Origin of the sequence: Streptomyces sp. CoH27, from assembly GCF_020181035.1 — a bacterium.
In the GTDB taxonomy this organism is placed as follows: domain Bacteria; phylum Actinomycetota; class Actinomycetes; order Streptomycetales; family Streptomycetaceae; genus Streptomyces; species Streptomyces camelliae.
Genome location: NZ_JAIQYY010000015.1, coordinates 132,848 through 147,995 on the forward strand (window position 1 = coordinate 132,848; position 15,148 = coordinate 147,995).

The 15,148-nt window shown below is 71.2% G+C and carries 12 protein-coding genes; 4 read left to right on the plus strand and 8 right to left on the minus strand.

Going from position 1 to position 15,148, the window contains the following annotated elements; genetic code table 11:
* Positions 1-29 precede the first annotated feature (29 nt).
* Positions 30-440, plus strand: coding sequence for a hypothetical protein (locus tag LE548_RS25875; RefSeq protein ID WP_225099344.1), 411 nt, complete (start codon positions 30-32; stop codon positions 438-440).
* Positions 441-507: 67 nt separating this feature from the next.
* Here the strand turns inward: LE548_RS25875 and pruA are convergent, their stop codons facing one another.
* Positions 508-2,139: an L-glutamate gamma-semialdehyde dehydrogenase gene (gene pruA / locus LE548_RS25880; protein ID WP_225099345.1), complete on the minus strand. Its 1,632-nt coding sequence runs from the start codon at positions 2,137-2,139 to the stop codon at positions 508-510.
* Positions 2,140-2,188: 49 nt separating this feature from the next.
* A complete protein-coding gene (locus LE548_RS25885) occupies positions 2,189-3,115 on the minus strand; it encodes a proline dehydrogenase family protein (RefSeq protein WP_225099346.1) in 927 nt (308 codons plus the stop codon).
* 164 nt (positions 3,116-3,279) lie between these two features.
* On the opposite strand from LE548_RS25885, the gene LE548_RS25890 reads away from it, so the two are divergent.
* Positions 3,280-4,755 carry a CdaR family transcriptional regulator gene (locus LE548_RS25890; protein ID WP_225099347.1) on the plus strand — a complete coding sequence of 492 codons (1,476 nt, stop codon included), beginning with the start codon at positions 3,280-3,282 and terminating at the stop codon, positions 4,753-4,755.
* A gap of 71 nt (positions 4,756-4,826) precedes the next feature.
* Here LE548_RS25890 and LE548_RS25895 read toward each other — a convergent pair whose 3' ends face one another.
* Entirely contained in the window at positions 4,827-6,230 is a 1,404-nt protein-coding gene (locus LE548_RS25895; protein ID WP_225099348.1) for a PLP-dependent aminotransferase family protein, read from the minus strand.
* A 47-nt stretch (positions 6,231-6,277) separates the two neighbouring features.
* Here LE548_RS25895 and LE548_RS25900 point away from each other — a divergent pair, with 47 nt between their 5' ends.
* Complete coding sequence (locus tag LE548_RS25900; RefSeq protein ID WP_225099349.1) at positions 6,278-7,486, plus strand: MFS transporter; 1,209 nt, start codon at positions 6,278-6,280, stop codon at positions 7,484-7,486.
* Here the strand turns inward: LE548_RS25900 and LE548_RS25905 are convergent.
* Positions 7,451-8,029: a TetR/AcrR family transcriptional regulator gene (locus LE548_RS25905; RefSeq protein WP_225099350.1), complete on the minus strand. Its 579-nt coding sequence runs from the start codon at positions 8,027-8,029 to the stop codon at positions 7,451-7,453. The genes LE548_RS25900 and LE548_RS25905 overlap by 36 nt on opposite strands.
* A 96-nt stretch (positions 8,030-8,125) precedes the next feature.
* Between LE548_RS25905 and LE548_RS25910 the strand changes: the two genes are divergently transcribed.
* Positions 8,126-9,652 (plus strand): MFS transporter, encoded by a 1,527-nt coding sequence (locus tag LE548_RS25910; RefSeq protein ID WP_225099351.1) that lies wholly within the window; start codon positions 8,126-8,128, stop codon positions 9,650-9,652.
* 83 nt (positions 9,653-9,735) lie between these two features.
* On the opposite strand, the gene serA is transcribed toward LE548_RS25910, so the two are convergent.
* The 4 genes from serA to LE548_RS25930 all read right to left on the minus strand — a co-directional run bounded on the left by serA (position 9,736) and on the right by LE548_RS25930 (position 15,095).
* Positions 9,736-11,325, minus strand: coding sequence for a phosphoglycerate dehydrogenase (serA, locus tag LE548_RS25915; protein ID WP_225099352.1), 1,590 nt, complete (start codon positions 11,323-11,325; stop codon positions 9,736-9,738).
* A gap of 245 nt (positions 11,326-11,570) precedes the next feature.
* Positions 11,571-12,569 carry a ketol-acid reductoisomerase gene (gene ilvC, locus LE548_RS25920; RefSeq protein WP_225099353.1) on the minus strand — a complete coding sequence of 333 codons (999 nt, stop codon included), beginning with the start codon at positions 12,567-12,569 and terminating at the stop codon, positions 11,571-11,573.
* 131 nt (positions 12,570-12,700) lie between these two features.
* Entirely contained in the window at positions 12,701-13,225 is a 525-nt protein-coding gene (ilvN, locus tag LE548_RS25925; RefSeq protein ID WP_055708145.1) for an acetolactate synthase small subunit, read from the minus strand.
* A gap of 22 nt (positions 13,226-13,247) precedes the next feature.
* Positions 13,248-15,095, minus strand: coding sequence for an acetolactate synthase large subunit (locus LE548_RS25930; protein ID WP_225099354.1), 1,848 nt, complete (start codon positions 15,093-15,095; stop codon positions 13,248-13,250).
* Positions 15,096-15,148: the final 53 nt, after the last annotated feature.

Below are 15,148 nucleotides of genomic sequence, written 5' to 3' on the forward strand. Positions count from 1 at the left end.
ACCCGCACGCTATCCAGGCAGGTGGTGACATGCCCACGAACACATCGCGCGTCTCCCGCAGGTCCCGCACTCTCGCGGTCCTCGCCGTGGCCACCCTCGGCGGCGGCCTGCTGGTCTCGGGACCGGCCCACTCGGCGCCGAGCACGGGAACGGTGACCTACTCCGGGACGGTGGACTGCGGGACGAGGTTCCCGAACACCGTCCCCACCGAGGTGACACTGAGCGCCGGGAACGGACCCGTCGCGGACTCCGTGGACAACGGCGGCCAGGCGAGCGGAAGTTACGGCCCTGTCGACCTCACCGCGCCGGTGGGCAAGAAGTTCACCCTCCGGGTCACCGTGAACTGCGAGTCCCCGGGCGGGAACACCAGCACGTTCCACCCCAACAAGGCGCAGAGCGGCCGACACGACGGTGACAACGTCACTCTGAACTTCTCCTGAATGGGAACGGGCCGGCAAGCCTGATCAGACGTCAGGCTCGCCGGCCCGTGTTCACGGGGGCGGAGGGTCAGCCCATGTGCGGGTACGTGTAGTCGGTCGGCGCGACCAGCGTCTCCTTGATGGCGCGGGTCAGGGTCCAGCGCAGCAGGTTCTGCGGGGCACCGGCCTTGTCGTTGGTGCCGGAGGCGCGGCCTCCGCCGAAGGGCTGCTGGCCGACGACGGCGCCGGTCGACTTGTCGTTGATGTAGAAGTTGCCGGCCGCGTAGCGCAGCTTCTCCATCGTGTACGCCGCCGCCGCGCGGTCGTTCGCGATGACCGAACCGGTGAGGGCGTAGTCCGACACCGACTCCATCTGCTCCAGCATCTCGTCGTACTGGTCGTCCTCGTAGACGTAGACGCCGAGGACCGGGCCGAAGTACTCGGTGCGGAAGATCTCGTTCTCCGGGTCGGTGGAGACGATGACCGTCGGGCGGACGAAGTAGCCGACCGAGTCGTCGTAGCTGCCGCCCGCGACGATCTCGCAGGTCGGGTCGGACTTCGCGCGGTCGATCGCGGCCTTGTTCTTGGCGAAGGCACGGTCGTCGATCACGGCGCCGATGAAGTTCGACAGGTCGGTGACGTCACCCATGGTGAGGTAGTCGACCTCGGCGGCGAAATCCTCCTTGAAGCCCGAGTTCCAGATGGAGGCCGGGATGTAGGCGCGGGAGGTGGCGGAGCACTTCTGGCCCTGGTATTCGAAGGCACCACGAGTCAGGGCCGTCTTCAGCACGGCGCGGTCGGCGCTCGGGTGGGCGACCAGGAAGTCCTTGCCGCCGGTCTCGCCGACCAGACGCGGGTAGGAGCGGTACTTCTCGATGTTGGTGCCGACCGTCTTCCACAGGTACTGGAAGGTCTTGGTCGAGCCCGTGAAGTGGATGCCCGCCAGGTCCCGGTGCTCCAGGGCGACCTTGGACACCTCGATGCCGTCGCCGGTGACGAGGTTGATGACGCCCTTGGGCAGGCCCGCCTCCTCCAGCAGCTGCATGAGCAGCACGGCGGCGTGGGTCTGGGTGGGGGACGGCTTCCACACGACCACGTTGCCCATGAGAGCCGGAGCCGTCGGCAGGTTGCCCGCGATGGCCGAGAAGTTGAACGGCGTGATCGCGTAGACGAAGCCCTCCAGCGGGCGGTGGTCCAGGCGGTTCCAGACGCCCGGGGAGTTCGCCGGGGGCTGCTCGGCGATGATCTGGCGGGCGTAGTGGACGTTGAAGCGCCAGAAGTCGACCAGCTCACAGGGGGTGTCGATCTCGGCCTGCTGGGCGGTCTTGGACTGGCCCAGCATCGTGGACGCGGCGATCGTCTCGCGCCACGGGCCGGCCAGCAGCTCGGCGGCGCGCAGGATGATCGCGGCGCGGTCGTCGAAGGACATCGCGCGCCAGGCCGGCGCGGCGGCGAGGGCCGCGTCGATGGCGTCCCGCGCGTCCTGCTGGGTGGCGTGCCGGCCGGTGCCGATGACGGCCTTGTGGTTGTGCGGCTGGACCACCTGGAAGGTCTCGCCGCCGCCCAGCCGCTTCTCGCCGCCGATGGTCATCGGCAGCTCGATCGGGTTCTCGGCCAGTTCCTTGAGCCTGGCCTCCAGCCGGGCACGCTCGGGTGAGCCGGGGGCGTAGCCGTGCACCGGCTCGTTGACGGGGGTGGGGACCTGGGTCACAGCGTCCATGAGATCCGAACTCCTTGTACGTGAGCGGGTGTTGGGGCGGTTGGGGGGCTCAGCCCTTGCTGACCATCGAGCGAAGGAAGAACCGCAGGTTGGCGGGCTTCTCCGCGAGACGGCGCATGAAGTAGCCGTACCAGTCGGTGCCGTAGGCGGTGTAGACGCGCATGCGGTGGCCCTCGGCGGCCAGCCGCAGGTGCTCGTCGCCGCGGATGCCGTACAGCATCTGGAACTCGTACTCGTTCAGCTTGCGGCCGGCCTGGTGGGCCAGCTCCTGGGCGATGGCGATCAGGCGGGGGTCGTGGGACCCGATCATCGGGTACCCTTCGCCCTCCATCAGGATGCGCAGGATGCGCACGTAGGCCTTGTCGATCTCGTGCTTCTGCTGGTACGCGACCTCGGCGGGCTCCTTGTAGGCGCCCTTCACGAGGCGGACGCGGCTGCCGGCGGCGGCGAGCCGGCGGGCGTCGGTCTCGGTGCGGAAGAGGTAGGCCTGGATGACGCAGCCGGTCTGCGGGAAGTCCTTCCGCAGCTCCTCGTGGATGGCGAACATCGAGTCGAGGGTGGTGTGGTCCTCGGCGTCCAGCGTCACGGTCGTACCGATGGCGGCGGCGGCCTCGACGACCGGGCGGACGTTGGCGAGCGCCAGCTCGTGCCCGCCGGGGAGGGCTTGTCCGAACATGGACAGCTTGACCGACATCTCGACCTTCTCGCCCAGCTCCAGCTCGCGCAGCCGGTCGATCAGCAGCAGGTAGGCGTCCCGGGCGGCGGTGGCCTGCTCGGGGGTGGTGATGTCCTCGCCGACGACGTCCATCGTCAGCTCCAGACCCCTGGCGGTCAGGTCCTTGATGATCGGCACGATGTCGTCGACGGTCTCGCCCGGGATGAAGCGGTCGACGACCTGCTTGGTCACCGGGGCCGCCGAGATCAGGCGTCGCATCCGGTCGCTGCGCGACGCGGCGAGAATCACGGGACCCAGCACGGGGCACCTCCACAGACAAGCATCAAATGGGCCATTACCCAGCGATTCGGGTACGGCACGGAGAACCACCGTGAAACCTAAGGATCTCTCCGATCGTGGGCCATCGACAGCTGTCACGCATCCGTGCACTGGATCTCAGACAGATGTATGAAGGCGGGCTGAAAATGAGGGAGAATGCCCGTGTGGCGGCGGATTTCAAGGCTTTCAAGGGCGACTACCAGGAGCTCGTGGACGAGATCTCGGAGCTGCTGGGCGTCCCGGCGACGCTGGAGAACCGCGACTTCGAGCTGATCGCCTTCGGCGCGTACGACAGCGACGACGAGCTGGATCCCTCCGCGCTGGACCCCGTGCGCACCCGCTCGATCCTGACCCGGCGCTCCACGGCGGCGGTCCGGTCCTGGTTCGAGGGCTTCGGCATCACCCGGGCGACCGGCCCGGTGCGGATCCCGCCGACCCCGGAGGCCGGGGTGTACCGCGGCCGGATCTGCCTTCCGGTACGGCATCGGGGGGTGGTCCTCGGCTACGTCTGGCTGCTGGACGGCGACCCCGGGCCGACGGACGCCCAGCTGGCCGCCGCGATGCAGGTGGCGGGGCGGATCGGCGCGCTGCTCGCGGACGAGGCGCAGGCCGGGGCCGGGCTGAGCCGGGAGCTGCGGGCGGTGCTCACCGCGGAGCCCGGCTGGCAGCAGGACATGGCGGTGGCGGAACTCCGTACGGCTCTCGGCCCCCGCGCCGACGGCCCCCTCACGCTGGTCTGCGTCGCCCCCTGGCCCTCGGCCGACCCGGACGACGCGCCGGCCACCCGTACGATCCCGCACGCTCTCGCCCTGTGCACCCTCCCCTGGGGCACGGCGGGCCAGAGCCTCGCGGTCCTGGTCCGCCTCCGCACCCCGGACCAGCCGGCCCCGGCCACGACGGCCGCCACCCGCCTTCTGAAGGAGGCCGAGGGAGCGCGGGGGACGGCGCCTCAAGGCGCTTCGGCGCCGGGAGCGGCGGCACAGACGGCAGCGGCCGCGAGCACTGGCCGGGACGGCGGGACGGCGGGGGCCGCCGGGACCGGCGGACAGACCGCCGGGACCTCCGGACTCCCCACCGGCGCCGGTGGATTCCCCGCCGGCGCCACAGGCTCGCCCACCGGAGCCGGCGGGAGCGCCGGGACAGGCCGGGCCACAGGACCCGGCGTCGGCGGAGCAGCCTCCCGCACCACCGGATTCCCCGCCGGGACCGGTGGATTCGCCGCCGGGGTCGGGCGGGCGCGAAGTGGGCTCGGCGAGTTGGGGGCGGTGTGGGAGGAGGCGGTCGCCGCCGCGCGAGCCGCGCTGGCCGAGCCGCGCTTCGGGCCGGTCGCGCAGTGGGCGGACATCGGGCCGTACCGCCTCCTGACGGCGCTGCCGCCCAAGGCCGCACACGATCCCGTGGTCGGCCCCCTGCTCTCCCCCGCCCACCGCGAACTGGCCCGCACCGCCGAGGCCTACCTCGACTGCGCGGGCCAGGCCGGCCGCACGGCCGCCGCGCTGGGCATTCACCGGCAGACGCTGTACTACCGGCTGTCCCGGGTGGAACAGCTCACCGGCCTGGACCTGGACGACGGCGAGGACCGGCTGCTGCTGCACATGGCGTTGAAGCGAGCGCGGATCTGAGTGCGTTGAAGCGGGCGCGGATCTGAGGCGCGCGGCGGAGGCGGACGCGGCCGGGGGCTCCTCGTGGTCGCTCAGCCCAGCAGGTCGGCCACCGCCGCGATGCCCTCCGTGATCGCGCGTTCCGGTACGTCGCCGAAGCCCAGGACCAGTTGGGGCGGGCCGGGCGCCGGTGCGGCCCGGCAAGCGCTCATGCCGTACAGGCCGACACGGCGGGACAGGGCCTCGGTGAGCACCCGTTCCTCCTCGGTCCCGTCCGGCAGGTGGGCCACCGCGTGGAAGCCGGCGGCCAGCCCCGTCAGCCGTACGCGCGGCGCGTGTGCAGCGAGGGCCGCGACCAGCGCGGTGCGGCGGGCCGCGTACATGGTGCGCATGCGGCGCAGATGGCGGTCGTAGCGGCCGGACTCGATGAGCAGGGCGAGGGCCAGCTGGTCGAGGGTGGGGGTGCCCCGGTCGGCGATCCGTTTCAGTGCGGTGAGCGGTGCGGTGAGCGCGGGCGGGCACAGCAGCCAGCCGATGCGCAGGGCGGGCGCGAGGGACTTGCTGACCGTGCCGATCGAGATCACCCGGTCGGCCGCGAGGCCCTGGAGTGCGCCGACCGGCTCCTTGTCGTAGCGGAACTCGGCGTCGTAGTCGTCCTCGATGACGTAGGCGTCGTGCCGCCGTGCCCAGGCGAGGAGTGCGTGGCGGCGTTCCGGTGTGAGGACGACACCGGTCGGCCACTGGTGGGCGGGCGTGACGATCACCGCGCGCGCACCGGTCGCCTCCAGGGCCCGTACGTCGATGCCGTGCGCGTCGACCGGGACCGGGACCGGGGTGAGGCCGGCCGCGCGTGCGGAGGCCGTCGCGGTGCCGGGGCTGCCGGGGTCCTCGTGGGCGACGGCGCGGACACCGGTACGGGCCAGGGCCTGGAGGGTGAGGCCGAGGCCCTGCGCAAAGCCGGAGCAGACGAGGGTGTGGCCGGGGTCGGCGGCGGCCGCGCGGACTCGGCGGAGATAGGCGGCGACGACCGTACGCAGAGCCTGGCTGCCGCGCGGGTCGCCGTAGTCGAGGTCGGCCGTCGGCATGCGGCGGGCCGCCTCCCTGAGCGCCCACAGCCAGTCGGCGCGCGGGAAGGAGGCCAGGTCGGGCACGCCGTGCCGGAAGTCGGCGATGAGGCGCGGGAGTTCGGCGACCGGAGCGGAGCCGGCCGGGGCGGGGGGCTGTGCGCAGGGGGCCACGCGGGTGGCCGAGCCGACGCGGGTCACCAGGTAACCCTCGGCCTGGAGTTGGGCGTAACAGTCCTGGACGAGGCCGCGGGACAGGCCCAGGGTGCGGGCCAGTTCGCGGGAGGAGGGCAGACGTTCGCCCTCCCGCAGCCGTCCGGAGCGGATCGCGTCCCGCACCTGCCGCTCCAGCTGGGCGCGCAGCTGTTCGCCGCTGCTCCGGTCGACGGTCAGCAGCAGCTCCGGGGACAGACCGGCCCACTGCACAGGCATGGAATCGGAGCTTACCCGGGGGCCGGTCGCCGCCTAGCGTCGGCCGCATGACGAACTCCCTTTCCCAGGCGGCGGCTTCGGCCGAGCGGCCCCCGCTGCTGACCCGTCCCCTGCTGCTGCGGTTCGTGAGCATGGTCGGCGCCACGGTGAGCTTCTTCCTGCTGCTGTCGGCGGTACCGGCGCACGCCGGCCGCGGCGGGGCGGGCCTCGTCACCGGCGCGCTGATGCTGTCCACGGTGCTCGGCGAGCTGGCCGGGCCCTGGATCGTGGCCCGGTGGGGCAACCGGGGGCCGCTGACGGCCGGGCTGCTCCTGCTGGGCGCGCCCGCAGCGGCACTGCCCGTCTCCGGCGGACTGGGCTGGACCGTGGCGGTGTGCCTGGTGCGCGGTCTGGGGTTCGCGCTCACGCTCGTCGCGGGCGGCGCCCTGACCGCCGCGCTGATCCCGGCGCAGCGCCGGGGTGAGGGGCTCGCCCTCGTCGGCCTGGTCGGGGGCGTTCCGTCGCTGGTCGCCCTGCCGCTGGGCGTGTGGCTGGCCGGGAACGTCGGGTACGGGCCGGTCACCGTGGCCGCGGGCGTGGCGGCACTGGCGGCCATCCCCTCCGTGCCGGGGCTGCGGGAGGGCCCACGGACGCCGGGCGCCGGCCCGAAGTCCCTCGGCACGGCGGGGGCCGTGCGCCTCGCCGGGCTGCGGCGTCCCGCGCAGGTCTTCGCCACCACCGCGCTCGCCGCCGGGATCCTGGTCACGTTCCTGCCGCTGGCCGTGGAGCGCGCGCCGGCCGGTGTGGCGACGGCGGCGCTGCTGGTGCAGAGCGCCACCGCGACAGCGGCCCGCTGGGCGGCGGGGCGGTACGGCGACCGGCACGGCTCCGGGCGGCTGGTCGTGCCGGGGCTGCTGCTGTCGGCCGCCGGGATGGCGGTCATGGCGGCGGTGTCCGGTCCGGTCGCCGTGCTCGTGGGGGCGGTGGTCTTCGGAACCGGTTTCGGCACCGCCCAGAACGCGACCCTCGCGCTCATGTACAGCCGCGTCTCCCGCGCCTCGTACGGCACGGTCTCCGCGCTCTGGAACCTCGCCTACGACGGCGGTATGGGCGTGGGCGCCGCCGGCTTCGGCCTCGTCGCGGGGCACACGGGATACGCGTGGGCGTTCCTGCTGACCGCGCTGCTGATGCTGGGCGCGCTGGCCCCGGCGGTGCGGGACCGGCTGGGCCGGCCGGCGGGATCAGCTCTTCCCGGCCGCCTCGACGATCTGCCGTAGTCCCTCCGTGAGCGCGTCCCCGTCGGGTGCGGTCCTGGCGTCGAACGTCCACTGCGCGATGAGCCCGGTCATCAGGGTCATGTAGAAGCGGCCGAGGGTGTCGGCCGTCTCGTCGGACACCTCCTCCTCCGGCACACCCTGGAGGAGGGACACGAGCCCGCGCCCGCCCTCGCGCTGGGCGCGGGCCAGATGGTCGCGCACCTCGGGCATGTCGATGGTCATGACCTCCATGCTCAGGCGCCACATCGAGTTCGGCTCCCGCATGGTGCCGACGATGTTCGACCACACGTGCCGGAAGCGCTCCAGCGAACCGGGCGCGCCCTCGATCACGGTGCCGTCGGCGCCGTCGAAGGCGTCGGACAGATTCTCCACCAGCCCGATGTAGGCCTGCGCGAGAAGCGCGTCCTTCGAGCCGTAGTGGTAGCCGATCGAGGCCAGGTTGGTCCCCGAGGCCTTGACGATGTCGCGCGCGGTGGTGCGCGCGAACCCCTTCTCCAGCAGGCAGCGCTTGGCGCCTTCGAGCAGATCCTCACGGTGTCCCATGCGCCTCACCCTACCCCGATCCATACAACCGTCCTATACGCATGACCTATACATCCGTTCTAGACAAGCGTTTAAGACGCTCGTATATTTCTCGGCATGACGAACCTGACGGGCACCACCCCCACCGCCGGCGCCGAGGGCGCCCGCGCCGGACGCCGTGAGTGGACCGCTCTCGGCGTGCTGATGCTGCCGCTGCTGCTGGTCTCGATGGACGTCTCCGTCCTGTACTTCGCGACCCCCGCGATCAGCGCCGACCTGCACCCGAGCGGCACCCAGCAGCTGTGGATCTACGACATCTACGCCTTCGTCCTGGCCGGCCTGCTGATGACGATGGGCTCCCTCGGCGACCGCATCGGCCGCCGCAAGCTGCTCCTCACGGGCGCCCTCGCCTTCGGCGGAGCCTCGCTCCTCGCGGCCTACGCCGGCAGTGCCGGGACCCTGATCGCGGCCCGCGCGATCCTCGGCGTCGGCGGCGCGACCCTGATGCCGTCCACGATGGCGCTGCTGCGCACGATGTTCACCGACCCCGCCCAGCGGGCGAAGGCGATCGGTCTGTGGTCCGGCGTGATGACCGGCGGTATCGCGCTCGGCTCGGTGATGAGCGGCATCCTCGTCGAGCACTTCTGGTGGGGCTCGGTCTTCCTGGTCAACCTGCCCGCGATGGCGCTGCTGCTGGTCCTCGGCCCGGTGCTGCTGCCGGAGTCCAGGGACCCGAACCCGGGCCGCTTCGACTGGCCGAGCGTCCCGCTGTCGATGGCCGCCGTGCTCCCCGTGATCTACGGCCTGAAGGAGATCCCGTCCGAGGGCTGGCACCCGCTCTACGTCGTCTCGATCGCCGTCGGCCTGCTCTTCACGGCCCTGTTCGTGCACCGCCAGCGCACCGCGGCCTCCCCGCTCATCCCGCCGGCCCTGCTCAAGGGCCACGGCTTCACCCCGGCCCTGGTGCTGAACCTCGTCGCCGCCCTCGCGATGATGGGCTCGGCCATCTTCACCACGCAGTACCTGCAGTCGGTCCTCGGCTTCAGCCCGCTGTCGGCGGCCCTGTGGAGCCTGCTGCCCTCGGTGTTCATCGGCTTCGCCGGTCCGATCACCGCAGCGCTCGTCCAGCGGGGCGTCAACCGGGGGTACGTCGTCGCCGGCGGCTTCGGCGCCATGGCGGCCGGTTACGCGATGCTCACCCTCCTCGGCACCGACTCGCTGTGGCTGGTGCTGGCCGGGGCCGGCGTGCTCGCCTGCGGGATGGTCGCGATCTCGTCCCAGCTGGTGGACCTGGCCATGAGCAGCGCCCCGGTGGAGCGGGCGGGCACGGCGTCCTCGCTGCTGGAGACCGGCACCGAGTTCGGCGGCGCGCTCGGCATGGCGGTGCTCGGCTCCATCGGTACGGCGGTCTACCGCCACCAGATGCCGGCCACGGCCCCCGCCGAGGCCCGCGAGACCCTGGGCGGCGCCCTCGCCACGGCCGCCCACCTGCCCGGCCGGGCCGGCGAGTCCCTCCTCGCCACGGCCCGGGAGGCCTTCACCGACGGTATGCGGGGCGCCGCGATCGCCGGGGTGGTGCTTCTGGTGCTGGCGGCGGTGGGGGCGGCGGTGTCGCTGCGGAGGATCGAGGTCAGGGAGAAGTAGGGCGGAGAAGCAGGGCAACGACAAGCGCCGGACGGGCTGATGAGAATCAGCCCGTCCGGCGCTTCAGGACGTACGTCTCAGTCTCAGGCGAGGTTCACCGAGCGGGCGGACGTGGCCCCGATCTCCGCGGCGACCTCGGCCAGCACACCGGCGGCCACCGTGTCGTCGACCGTCAGGACGGCCAGCGCCTCGCCGCCCGCCGCCGCACGCGCGACCTGCATACCGGCGATGTTGATGCCCGCCTCGCCGAGGATGCGGCCGACGGTGCCGACGACACCGGGACGGTCCTCGTAGCGCAGGACGACCATGTGGTCGGCGAGCGCGAGGTCGACGTCGTACTCGCCGACGGCGACGATCTTCTGCAGGTGCTTCGGACCGGCCAGCGTGCCGGAGACCGAGACCTCCTCGCCGCTCGCCAGCGTGCCGCGCACGGTGACGACGTTGCGGTGGTCGCTCGACTCGGAGCTGGTGGTCAGCCGGACCTCGACACCGCGCTCCTGCGCGAACAGCGGGGCGTTGACGTACGACACCGTCTCGGCGACGACGTCCTCGAAGACGCCCTTGAGCGCGGACAGCTCCAGCACCTTCACGTCGTGCTGGGTGATCTCGCCGTAGACCTCGACGTCGAGGCGGTGGGCCACCTCGCCGGCGAGCGCGGTGAAGATGCGGCCGAGGCGCTCGGCGAGCGGCAGACCGGGCTTGACGTCCTCGGCGATGACACCGCCCTGGACGTTCACCGCGTCCGGGACCAGCTCACCGGCGAGGGCGAGGCGCACGGACCTGGCGACCGCGATGCCCGCCTTCTCCTGGGCCTCGTCGGTGGAGGCGCCGAGGTGCGGGGTGCACACGACCTGGTCCAGCTCGAACAGCGGGGAGTCGGTGCAGGGCTCCTTGGCGTACACGTCGAGGCCGGCGCCGGCGACCCGGCCCTCCTTCAGCGCCGCGTACAGCGCCGCCTCGTCGACGATGCCGCCGCGCGCGGCGTTGACGATGCGCACGTTCGGCTTGACCTTGCGCAGCGCCTCGTCGCCGATGAGGCCGAGGGTCTCGGGGGTCTTCGGCAGGTGGACGGTGATGAAGTCGGAGACTTCGAGGAGCTCGTCCAGGGAGAGGACCTTCACGCCCATCTGCGCGGCCCGCGCGGGCTGGACGTAGGGGTCGTAGGCGACGACCTTCATGCCGAAGGCGGACATGCGCTGCGCGACCAGGGCGCCGATGCGGCCGAGGCCGACGACACCGAGGGTCTTCTCCGCGAGCTCGACACCCGTGTACTTGCTGCGCTTCCACTCGCCGTTCTTCAGCGCGGCGTTGGCCTGCGGGATGTTGCGGGCGGTGGCGAGGATCAGACCGCAGGCCAGCTCGGCGGCGGTCACGATGTTGGAGGTCGGGGCGTTGACGACCATCACGCCGGCCTTGGTGGCGGCGGAGACGTCGACGTTGTCCAGGCCGACGCCGGCGCGGGCGACGACCTTGAGCTTCTTCGCGGCGGCGATGGCCTCGGCGTCGACCTTGGTCGCGGAACGGATCAGGATCGCGTCGACGTCGGCGATGGCGGGGAGCAGTTCGGCTCGGTCGGCTCCGTTGGTGTGCCGGATCTCGAAGTCCGGACCGAGTGCGTCCACGGTCGCGGGCGACAGCTCTTCAGCGATGAGTACGACAGGTTTCGAGCTCACGTGAGGTCCTCACTAGTCCAAAGCATGCGGACGGCCGTCCCGACGGCCGCAGGCGGAGGAGGGGGCTAGCCGCGGAAGACGCACGACGCTGTGGGCCTGACGCGTATGTAGTACGGCAGTGTAGTGGCGTGACGGGGGTCGTCCTGCGCCTCTGCGGAAGGATCACCCGTCCGGGGCTGGACGGGGTGGACAACAGATGGACGCAGGGGGCCGGAGCAGCCTGCCCCGACCCCCTGACGTGAGGCTTACGCCTCCTCGTTCACCCAGCTCATCAGCTTGCGCAGCTGCTTGCCGGTGGTCTCCAGCAGGTGCTCGGAGTCCTGCTGCTTGTACTCGTTGTACTTCTTCAGACCGCCGTGGTACTCGTCCATCCAGTTCTGGGCGAACGTGCCGTCCTGGATCTCGGCGAGGACCTTCTTCATCTCGGCCTTGGTGGCGTCCGTGATGATCCGCGGGCCGGTGACGTAGTCGCCCCACTCGGCGGTCTCGGAGATCGACCAGCGCATCTTCTCCAGGCCGCCCTCGTACATGAGGTCCACGATCAGCTTCAGCTCGTGCAGGCACTCGAAGTAGGCGATCTCCGGCTGGTAACCGGCCTCGGTCAGGGTCTCGAAGCCCGCCTTGACCAGCGCCGCCGTACCACCGCACAGGACGGCCTGCTCACCGAACAGGTCGGTCTCGGTCTCCTCGGTGAAGGTCGTCTTGATGACGCCGGCGCGGGTGCCGCCGATGCCCTTGGCGTACGACAGGGCCAGCGCGAAGGCGTTGCCGGAGGCGTCCTGCTCGACGGCCGCGATGCACGGAACGCCGCGGCCCTCCTCGTACTGACGGCGCACCAGGTGACCCGGGCCCTTCGGGGCGACCATGCAGACGTCCACGCCGGCCGGGGGCTTGATGAAGCCGAAGCGGATGTTGAAGCCATGCCCGAAGAACAGCGCGTCGCCGTCCTTCAGGTTCGGGGCGATGGACTCCTCGTAGACCTGGGCCTGGATCGGGTCCGGGACGAGGATCATGATGACGTCGGCCTCGGCGGCGGCCTCCGACGGCGTCACCACGCGCAGGCCCTGCTCCTCGGCCTTGGCCTTGGACTTGGAGCCCTCGTGCAGACCGACGCGGACGTCGACACCGGAGTCACGCAGCGACAGCGCGTGGGCGTGGCCCTGGCTGCCGTAGCCGATGACCGCGACCTTGCGGCCCTGGATGATGGACAGGTCGGCGTCAGCGTCGTAGAACAGCTCGGCCACTTTGGGTTCTCTCCTTGGTGTGCAGGTTGTGCGTCCCACCGTATGACGGTGGGTGGGAAGGAAGTTTCGGGGTCTCGGCATACGGGCGGGCGACGACGCGCCGACCGCCCGTTTTCAGCCGTACTTCAGCTTTACGCGGATCGGTCCAGAGCGCGCAGCGAGCGGTCCGTGATCGAACGGGCGCCACGGCCGATCGCGATCGTGCCGGACTGGACCAGCTCCTTGATGCCGAACGGCTCCAGCATCTTGAGCATGGCGGACAGCTTCTCGCTGGATCCGGTGGCTTCGATGGTCACGGCCTCCGGGGAGACGTCGACCGTCTTGGCGCGGAACAGCTGGACGATCTCCACGATCTGGGAGCGGGTCTCGTTGTCGGCGCGCACCTTCACCAGAACGAGTTCGCGCTGAACGGCCTGACCGGGTTCCAGTTCGACGATCTTCAGCACGTTGACGAGCTTGTTGAGCTGCTTGGTGACCTGCTCCAGCGGCAGGTCCTCGACGCCCACCACGATGGTGATGCGGGAGATGTCGGGGTGCTCGGTGACACCGACCGCGAGCGAGTCGATGTTGAAGCCGCGGCGGGAGAACAGGGCGGCGATCCGGGCCAGGATGCCCGGGGTGTTCTCCACCAGGACGGAGAGCGTGTGCTTGGACATGGTCTTTTTACGTCTCTCTCGCTCAGTCGTCTTCGTTGTCGCCGAAGTCGGGGCGGACGTCCCGGGCGGCCATGATCTCGTCGTTGGAGGTGCCGGCGGCGACCATCGGCCAGACCATCGCGTCCTCGTGGACGATGAAGTCGATGACGACCGGGCGGTCGTTGATGGAGTTCGCCTCCTCGATGACCTTGTCCAGGTCCTCGGGGCGCTCGCAGCGCAGGCCCACGCAGCCCATCGCCTCGGACAGCTTCACGAAGTCCGGCACGCGGGTGCCCCGGGCCTCCGGGTTGATGTCGTCGGGGCCGCTGTGCAGGACGGTGTTGGAGTAGCGCTGGTTGTAGAACAGGGTCTGCCACTGGCGGACCATGCCGAGGGCGCCGTTGTTGATGATGGCGACCTTGATCGGGATGTTGTTCAGGGCGCAGGTGGTCAGTTCCTGGTTGGTCATCTGGAAGCAGCCGTCGCCGTCGATCGCCCAGACCGTGCGGTCCGGCTGTCCGGCCTTGGCGCCCATGGCGGCCGGGACCGCGTAGCCCATGGTTCCGGCGCCGCCGGAGTTCAGCCAGGTGGCGGGCTTCTCGTACTGGATGAAGTGCGCGGACCACATCTGGTGCTGGCCGACGCCCGCGGCGAAGATCGTGCCCTCGGGCGCGAGCTGTCCGATGCGCTCGATGACCGCTTGCGGGGAGAGCGAGCCGTCCTCGGGCTGGTCGTAGCCGAGCGGGTAGGTGTCGCGCCAGCGGTTGAGGTCGCTCCACCAGGCGGTGTAGTCGCCCTTGTGGCCCTCGCTGTGCTCCTTCTGCACGGCCTGGACCAGGTCGGCGATGACCTCGCGGGCGTCCCCGACGATCGGCACGTCGGCGGCGCGGTTCTTGCCGATCTCGGCGGGGTCGATGTCGGCGTGGACGATCTTGGCGTACGGGGCGAAGCTGTCCAGCTTGCCGGTGACGCGGTCGTCGAAGCGGGCGCCGAGGGCGACGATCAGGTCGGCCTTCTGCAGCGCGGTGACGGCGGTGACCGCACCGTGCATGCCCGGCATTCCCACGTGCAGCGGGTGGCTGTCGGGGAACGCGCCGAGCGCCATCAGGGTGGTGGTGACGGGCGCTCCGGTGAGTTCAGCGAGGACCTTCAGCTCGGCGGTGGCCTGCGCCTTGATGACGCCGCCGCCGACGTAGAGGACGGGCCGCCGGGCGGAGGTGATCAGCTTGGCGGCCTCGCGGATCTGCTTGGCGTGCGGCTTGGTCACCGGGCGGTAGCCGGGCAGGTCCATGGTGGGCGGCCAGGAGAAGGTGGTCTTCGCCTGGAGGGCGTCCTTGGCGATGTCGACCAGAACCGGGCCCGGGCGGCCGGTGGAGGCGATGTGGAACGCCTGCGCGATGACCCGGGGGATGTCCTCGGCCTTGGTGACGAGGAAGTTGTGCTTGGTGATCGGCATGGTGATGCCGACGATGTCCGCCTCCTGGAAGGCGTCGGTGCCGATCGACTTCGAGGCGACCTGGCCGGTGATCGCGACCAGCGGCACGGAGTCCATGTGGGCGTCGGCGATCGGCGTGACCAGGTTGGTGGCGCCCGGCCCGGAGGTGGCCATGCAGACACCGACCTTGCCGGTGGCCTGCGCGTAGCCGGTGGCCGCGTGGCCGGCGCCCTGCTCGTGGCGGACCAGGACGTGGCGCACCCGCGTCGAGTCCATCAGCGGGTCGTACGCCGGCAGGATCGCGCCGCCGGGAATGCCGAATACCGTGTCCGCGCCGACCTCCTCAAGGGAGCGGATGAGGGACTGCGCACCCGTGACGTGCTCGACGGGGGCGGACTGCTGTCCTCCGGATCGGGGCCGCGGCTGCGGATGGGCCCCGGTGGCCTGCTCGGTCATCGGCATTCTCTTCTCGATGCTGAGGGTTTTTGCGAGGTTTGTGCGGAGTTCAA